Here is a 6,235-nt window from a genome sequence, read left to right as displayed (position 1 = left end):
GGTCGCACGGCCGGATCAACACCGCCCAGATCGCCCACGCGCGGTCGGTGTTCGAGCCGTTGGGAAACGAGGTGTTCAAGGTCGTCGTGACCCACCATCCCTTCCTGCCGCCCCCCGATGCGCCGGAAACCAAGCTGGTCGGGCGTGCCTCCCTGGCGCTGCGCACCTTCGAGGGCTGCGGCGTCGATCTGCTGCTGGCGGGGCATCTGCACCGGGGATACCACGGCGATGTCAGGACCCATCACGCGGCGATCAAGCGGTCGATCCTGGTGGCGCAGGCGTCCACCGCGACATCGACCCGGCTACGCAACGAACCGAATGCCTACAACGTGATCGAGGTCGATGGCGAGCGCGTCGGCTTCGGCGTTCGCGTGTGGGATGGAAAGCTGTTCCGATACCGCGCCTCCGGCCGCTTCGTACGGCGGGAAGGTCACTGGGTCGCGGACTGAGCGGTGCCGTCAGTCGACGGGTTCCGTTCTTATCCGGGCGCATAGGGCTTCATGGGTCGGTGCGATCTGGGCACGGACGAGGGCGACGAGGCGGGCGGCCTGTTCGAAATCCCCGGCATTGACTTCGATCTCCCGGGCGATGGCTGCGATGCGCTGGGCGCCGAGATTGGCGTTGGCGCCTTTCATGCCATGGGCTGCCCGTTTGACCGCGGCCGGATCGGCATTGGCGATGGCCGCGTCGATCTCATCCGCCTGTAGCCTGGCTTGATCGGGAAACAGGGCGAACATGTCCGTCAGGTCTTCCTGGTCGAGACAGTCGTGCAACTGGTCCAGCATCCCCTGATCGAGCAAGGGGGTGGCGGTAAAGACATCGACCGGTGGCGGCGACGGCGGTGGCGCGGAAGCCGGCGCGCTTGCCTGGGGATGGGCCGGGAGTTCGCTCGCAACCCTGTCGATGGCAGAGAACAGGTCGCCGGGACGAACCGGCTTGGAAACGTAATCGTTCATCCCGACACCTAAGTAGCGCTCCCGATCCCCCGCCATGGCATGGGCGGTCACGGCGATTACCCGCGTCTTGCCCAAGGGCGGCGGCAGAGCGCGGATCGCTTCGGTGGCGGAGCAGCCGTCCATGACCGGCATCTGGATGTCCATCAGTACCAAGTCGTATGGAGGCTCCGCCGTCGCCACCGCAATCACGGCTTCCTGCCCGTTGGTGGCTGTATCGACCATGTGCTGCTTTCGGACCAGCAGGCAGGTCAGCAAGGTCCGGTTTACCGGGACGTCGTCGACGACGAGTATGCGCAAGGGGCCGGTCTCCCGCAGGGTCGGCTGCGGTTCCGGGGCCGACAATATGGCGGTATCGGGGCCGGGCCGGCACTTCACGGTGAAAGTGAAGGTGCTGCCTTTGCCGACTTCGCTCCGGGCGCCGATATCGCCGCCGAGCAGCAGGCAGAGCTGCCGGCAGATCGCCAGGCCAAGGCCGGTGCCGCCATAGCGCCGGGTGGTCGACCCATCGGCCTGGGAGAACCTCTCGAATAGCCGGCCGATGAACTCCGGCGGGATTCCGATTCCCGTGTCGCTTACGTCGACGGTCAAAAGGATGCTGTCGGGATCCGGCTGGGTCGTGGAGAACCGGATGTGGATGTTGCCCTGCTGGGTGAACTTGACCGCATTGCCGACGAGATTGAACAGGACCTGCCGGATGCGCCCGACATCTCCGTGGAGCGACAGGCGGGTGTCGGGGGCGATGGTATAGGACAGCTCGTTGCCGTTCTCCTGCGCCTTGGGGTGCAGGATCGAGACGACATCCTCGGCAGGCTGGGTCAGAAGGAAGTCCTCGGACTCCAGGACGATCCGCCCGGCCTCAAGCTTCGACAGGTCGAGGATGTCGTTGACGATGGTCAGCAGGTTCTCCGCGGAGCGCAACGCCGACCGGGCGTGGCTCTGCGGTTCGGGTGGGAGCCGGCTGTCTACCAGCAATCCCAGCAGGCCCATGACGCCGTTGAGCGGCGTCCGGATCTCGTGGCTGATATTGGCGAGGAACTCGGACTTGGCGCGGCTGGCGGCTTCGGCGTCCTGTTTCGCCAGATCCAGCGTTTCGGTCAATTGCAGCAGTTTCCGGCGGGACCGGATGCTCTGCGCTATGTACCATGCCGCCAGCCCCGCGAAGATAAGGCTGAGCGCTGCCTGTATCACCGTCGCGAGTATGGTGAGGCGCTGCATCTCGTTGATTTCGGCCCAGCGCTTGGCCGCATCGCCCGCGATCTCGGCATTGATGCCGAGCAGCATGGCCTGGACAGGCTCCCGCAGGGCGGGCATCCGGTGCAGAAGCTCGGTCAGGATCTCCGAGCTGAGGGCAGGGGAGCGTTCCAGCAGCCGGTCCGTCTCGGAAACGAAACGCCCGAGTTCCGCCATGGCGTTCTCGTAGAACGGCAGGCCTTTGAACATCGCGCGATAGGCGCCGTCGTTGACGATGTTGAGGCGGCTGACGAAGACTTCGTAGCGTCGCAGGGCCGCGTTCGGACTGCCGGCGCCGGTGACGGCTTCCAGCAAGGCGACGTGGAGCCGCTGATGCTCGCCGGACAACTGGTAGAACGTCCACGCCTGATTGTCACGGCCGCCGGCAAGGACGGTCGTCGTCTTGGAAGACAGCAGGTATTGAAGTCCGCCGACGATGGAGAAGGAGGCGATGACCGCCAGTCCGATCCCCGCCAGGGCGGACCGGAGACCGCGTCTCACGGCTCGATCCTGATCCGATCGATCTGCCAGATGGCACGGAAGTACCAGGCGTCGTTCTGGAGTTCGGGGTGGTCGTCGAAGGGGAACATCAGCCAGAAGGGTCCGCGCCCGCGCGGCGGCAGCCGCTCGCCGTTCATCTTCAGCGCCAGGATCGGCTGGTAGCGCTCGATGTCGGCCATCGAGAGATCGACCTTGTAGTCGTCGATGGCAACCAGAGACACCTTCGTCCCCTTGGCTTTCAGTTGTGCCAGCACCTCGGTGAAAAGGGGACCGGAAAAGCTGGCCCTGCCGGTCCAGGGAGTGGCTGTTGTGATCTCGCGGACAGGGAGAGCTTCCAGCTGTTCCGACTCTATCAGCGCCGGCTTGGGTATACCTCCCCCCGACACCGCGATTTCACCGGCGCCGGCGGCGGGAGCCAGCGATGGCACGGCTGCGAGGATCAGAAGGATAGCCGGCGCCACTCGGAGAAGTCGGCGGAGAGCTGCACCCATAGCGGCTGGTTACCCCGAATGAGAAAACGATTCGGGGCAACATAATACATTTTCGACATGATTTCCCGAGCCTGCGACAGTCCGCCCTGAGACAAGAACGGACGGCCATCGAACCGTGGCCTTCCGTCCTTGCCGACTGTTGCGGCAACCGTCAGGGAGTGACGGCGGTCGCGACTTCGCGGTCCACGCCGACCGGCTTGTGCAGGTCGTTGTAGAGGTCGATCGCCTTGAAGACCGGCGGAAAGCAGGGGCGGTCGATATAACGCCCGGCGCCGCGGACCGTGCGCAGGTCCCCGTCGGTCCAGACCAGCCTGCCCTGGGACAGGGTATGCCGGGCAAGGCCCTTCACTTCCATCCCCTCGTAGATGTTGAAATCGACGTTCTGATGGTGGGTCTTCGCGGAGATCGTGCGGGTGCCCTCCGGGTCCCAGACCACGAGGTCGGCGTCGGCGCCGGCTTGGACTGTGCCCTTGCGCGGGTGGAGGTTGAAGATCTGGGCGCAGTTGGTCGAGGTGATCCGGACGAACTCGTTCGGAGTCAGCCGGCCGGTGCCGACGCCGTGATGCCAGAGGACGGACATCCGGTCCTCGATCCCGCCGGTGCCGTTGGGGATCTTGGTGAAGTTGTCGCGCCCGGCCGCCTTCTGCGGGGCGCAGAAGCAGCAATGGTCGGTGGCGGTGGTCTGAAGGTTGCCGGAGGTGAGGCCGGCCCACAGCGCGTCCTGATGATGCTTGGCGCGGAACGGCGGGCTCATGACATAGGCGGCGGCGGTCTGCCAGTCGGGATGCCGATAGACCGATTCGTCGATCACGAGCTGCTGGGCCAGCACTTCGCCGAAGACGCGGTGGCCGGCGGCGCGGGCGCGGGCAATCGCCTGGGTGGCCTGCTCGGTCGAGACGTGGACGATATAGACCGGCGCTCCCAGCACGTTGGCGATGGCGATGGCGCGCTGGGCGGCCTCGCCCTCCACCTGCGGGGGCCTGGACAAGGCATGTCCCTCGGGGCCGGTGATGCCCTGGTCGAGCATCTTCTTCTGGAGATGGAAGACGGCGTCGCCGTTTTCGGCATGGACGGTGCAAAGGGCGCCCAGTTCCTGCGCACGGGCGAAACTGTTCAGCAGGACACCGTCATCGACCATGATGGCGCCCTTGTAGGCCATGAAGTGCTTGAACGAATTGACGCCGTGCTCGCGGGTCAGCACGCCCATCTCCTCCCGCACCTGATCGGACCACCATGTCACGGCGACGTGGAAGGAATAGTCGGTCGCAGCCTTCTCGCCCCAGGAGCGCCACTGCTTGTAGGCCTCGATCAGCGACTGCTGCGGACTGGGGATCACGAAGTCGATGATGGTGGTGGTGCCGCCGGCCGCACCCGCCGAGGTGCCGGTGAAGAAGTCTTCGCTGGCTACCGTCCCCATGAAGGGCAGTTCCATATGGGTGTGGGGATCGATGCCGCCCGGCATCACGTACATGCCCCCGGCGTCGACCACCTCGGCACCGGCCGGGGCGGTGAAGCCGTCTTCCACGGCGGCGACGATGCCGTTTTCGCAGTAGACATCGGCGCGGAAGCTTTGCTCGGCGGTGACAACAGTGCCGCCTCTGATCAGGATCGACATGAAGCCCGTTCTCCCTTGTCATTGCGCCGGTGCGCGGCGCTGTTGAGGGCAAGCCTACCGCAGCCGGACGGGTTTGTCGCAAGCGCTAATTGACGGAAACGACAAGCAAAAAGCCCCCGATGCCGGAGCATCGGGGGCTTTTGGAAGTCCAATCCGGATTTCAAGCCGGCTTGCCGCGGCCCTGCTTAGTGCAGGTTGCGGCGCAGATCGGCGATGGAGGCGTCGATCAGCTTGGCGGACTGCTGCGCGTCCAGGTTCTGGGCGAGCAGGCGTCCGCCTGCGGCGACGGCGATATCGACCGTCAGGTTCTTGACTTCCTGAAGCGCCAGCGCTTCGGCCTGGGCGATCTTGTCCATCGCCTGGGTTTCGCGCCGCTTCATCGCGGCTTCCAGATCGGCAGTGGAGTGCAGCCGCAGCCGCTCCGCTTCCTCACGGGCATGGGCGATGATGTCTTCGGCTTCCTTCAGCGCATCGCGCTGACGGCGCTGATAGGACGCGAGGGTAGCCTGGGCATCCTCACGAAGGCGCTGCGCCTCCTCCAGCTCCTGGCGGATCTTGTCCGCTCTTTCGTCCAGCATCGCCGTCACGGCCTTGGCGCCGGGACGGAATGCGAGGACGGCGAAGATGATGGTGGCGAGGGCAACCCAGAATTCAGCAGCTTGAAACATCAGCCACGCTCCTGCATCACGGCGCCGACTGCCGCGTCGGCGGCGGAGGCATCGACCTTGATGCCGGCCAGCTTCTCGGCAGTCTGCTGGGCGATCTCCGCGGCGACCGAACGAACGCTGGCCAGGGCGGTCTCCTTGGCTTCGTTGATCCGGTCCTCGGTGGCACGGGTCTTGGTGGCGAGATCGGTATTGAACTGGGCCTGACGGCCAGCCGTGACCGACGAGATGTCGGCAGCGGTGGCAGCCATCACCGACTGGGCATGCGCCCGTGCGTCGGCCAGAGCCTTTTCATAACCGGCCATCACCACCGACGACTCCTTGCGGAGGTCGCCGGCCCGGTCCAGATCGTTGGTGATCCGTTCCTGCCGTTCTTCCAGGACCTCGGCGACCTTTGGAAGGGCGACCTTGGACATCAGGAAGTAGAGGGCGATGAACGTAATCCCGAGCCAGACGAGCTGAGGAGCGAAAGCGGTAGCATCGAGTTGGGGCAATCCGCCGCTGGCGTGCTCGGCACCGTGCGCCGCATCGCCACCGGGGGCCGCTCCATGGTCGGATTGGGCCAAGGCGCCGCCCGCCGTGACGACGAGCATCGTCCAGGCGAGACCAACGCGCCCGGCCAGCCCGCTGATCAGCGGACGAGCCAAAAACTTGGGCATGATCGATCCCCTAAGCTTGCGGCGCCGGCCGTCGGGATTGTGATCCCTCAAGACCCGGCGCCGCATGTGAGCGAAAACCAGCTTCGTTCAGGCTCGAGCTTAGGCGAACAGGATCAGG

Annotated in this window: 6 protein-coding genes; 1 reads left to right on the top strand and 5 read right to left on the bottom strand. The window is 65.4% G+C overall.

The window, feature by feature from the left end; all coding sequences use genetic code 11:
- On the top strand, positions 1-449 hold a 449-nt coding region (locus tag AC5JJ6_RS36655; RefSeq protein ID WP_496046764.1), incomplete at its 5' end, for a metallophosphoesterase family protein.
- 9 nt (positions 450-458) lie between these two features.
- Here the strand turns inward: AC5JJ6_RS36655 and AC5JJ6_RS36650 are convergent.
- The 5 genes from AC5JJ6_RS36650 to AC5JJ6_RS36630 all read right to left on the bottom strand — a co-directional run bounded on the left by AC5JJ6_RS36650 (position 459) and on the right by AC5JJ6_RS36630 (position 6,117).
- Positions 459-2,687 (bottom strand): hybrid sensor histidine kinase/response regulator, encoded by a 2,229-nt coding sequence (locus tag AC5JJ6_RS36650; RefSeq protein ID WP_496046763.1) that lies wholly within the window; start codon positions 2,685-2,687, stop codon positions 459-461.
- A complete protein-coding gene (locus AC5JJ6_RS36645) occupies positions 2,684-3,148 on the bottom strand; it encodes a putative pterin-binding protein (RefSeq protein ID WP_496046762.1) in 465 nt (154 codons plus the stop codon). The genes AC5JJ6_RS36650 and AC5JJ6_RS36645 overlap by 4 nt, the downstream gene beginning before the upstream one ends.
- Before the next feature lie 181 nt (positions 3,149-3,329).
- Positions 3,330-4,793, bottom strand: a complete 1,464-nt coding sequence (gene hydA / locus AC5JJ6_RS36640; RefSeq protein ID WP_496046761.1) for a dihydropyrimidinase — start codon at positions 4,791-4,793, stop codon at positions 3,330-3,332.
- A 185-nt stretch (positions 4,794-4,978) separates the two neighbouring features.
- Positions 4,979-5,461 (bottom strand): F0F1 ATP synthase subunit B family protein, encoded by a 483-nt coding sequence (locus tag AC5JJ6_RS36635; protein WP_496046760.1) that lies wholly within the window; start codon positions 5,459-5,461, stop codon positions 4,979-4,981.
- Positions 5,461-6,117, bottom strand: coding sequence for a F0F1 ATP synthase subunit B family protein (locus tag AC5JJ6_RS36630; RefSeq protein WP_496046759.1), 657 nt, complete (start codon positions 6,115-6,117; stop codon positions 5,461-5,463). The genes AC5JJ6_RS36635 and AC5JJ6_RS36630 overlap by 1 nt, the downstream gene beginning before the upstream one ends.
- Positions 6,118-6,235: the final 118 nt, after the last annotated feature.

This window comes from Skermanella sp., assembly GCF_059503625.1.
The sequence above is the reverse complement of the archived record's forward strand: the minus strand, read 5'-3'. Positions and strand labels throughout refer to the sequence as shown.

Excerpts from the sequence above, each read along its gene's own strand:
- AC5JJ6_RS36635 (WP_496046760.1), bottom strand. The coding sequence starts at position 5,461 with ATGTTTCAAGCTGCTGAATTCTGGGTTGCCCTCGCCACCATCATCTTC.
- AC5JJ6_RS36630 (WP_496046759.1), bottom strand. The coding sequence starts at position 6,117 with ATGCCCAAGTTTTTGGCTCGTCCGCTGATCAGCGGGCTGGCCGGGCGC.
- hydA (WP_496046761.1), bottom strand. The coding sequence starts at position 4,793 with ATGTCGATCCTGATCAGAGGCGGCACTGTTGTCACCGCCGAGCAAAGC.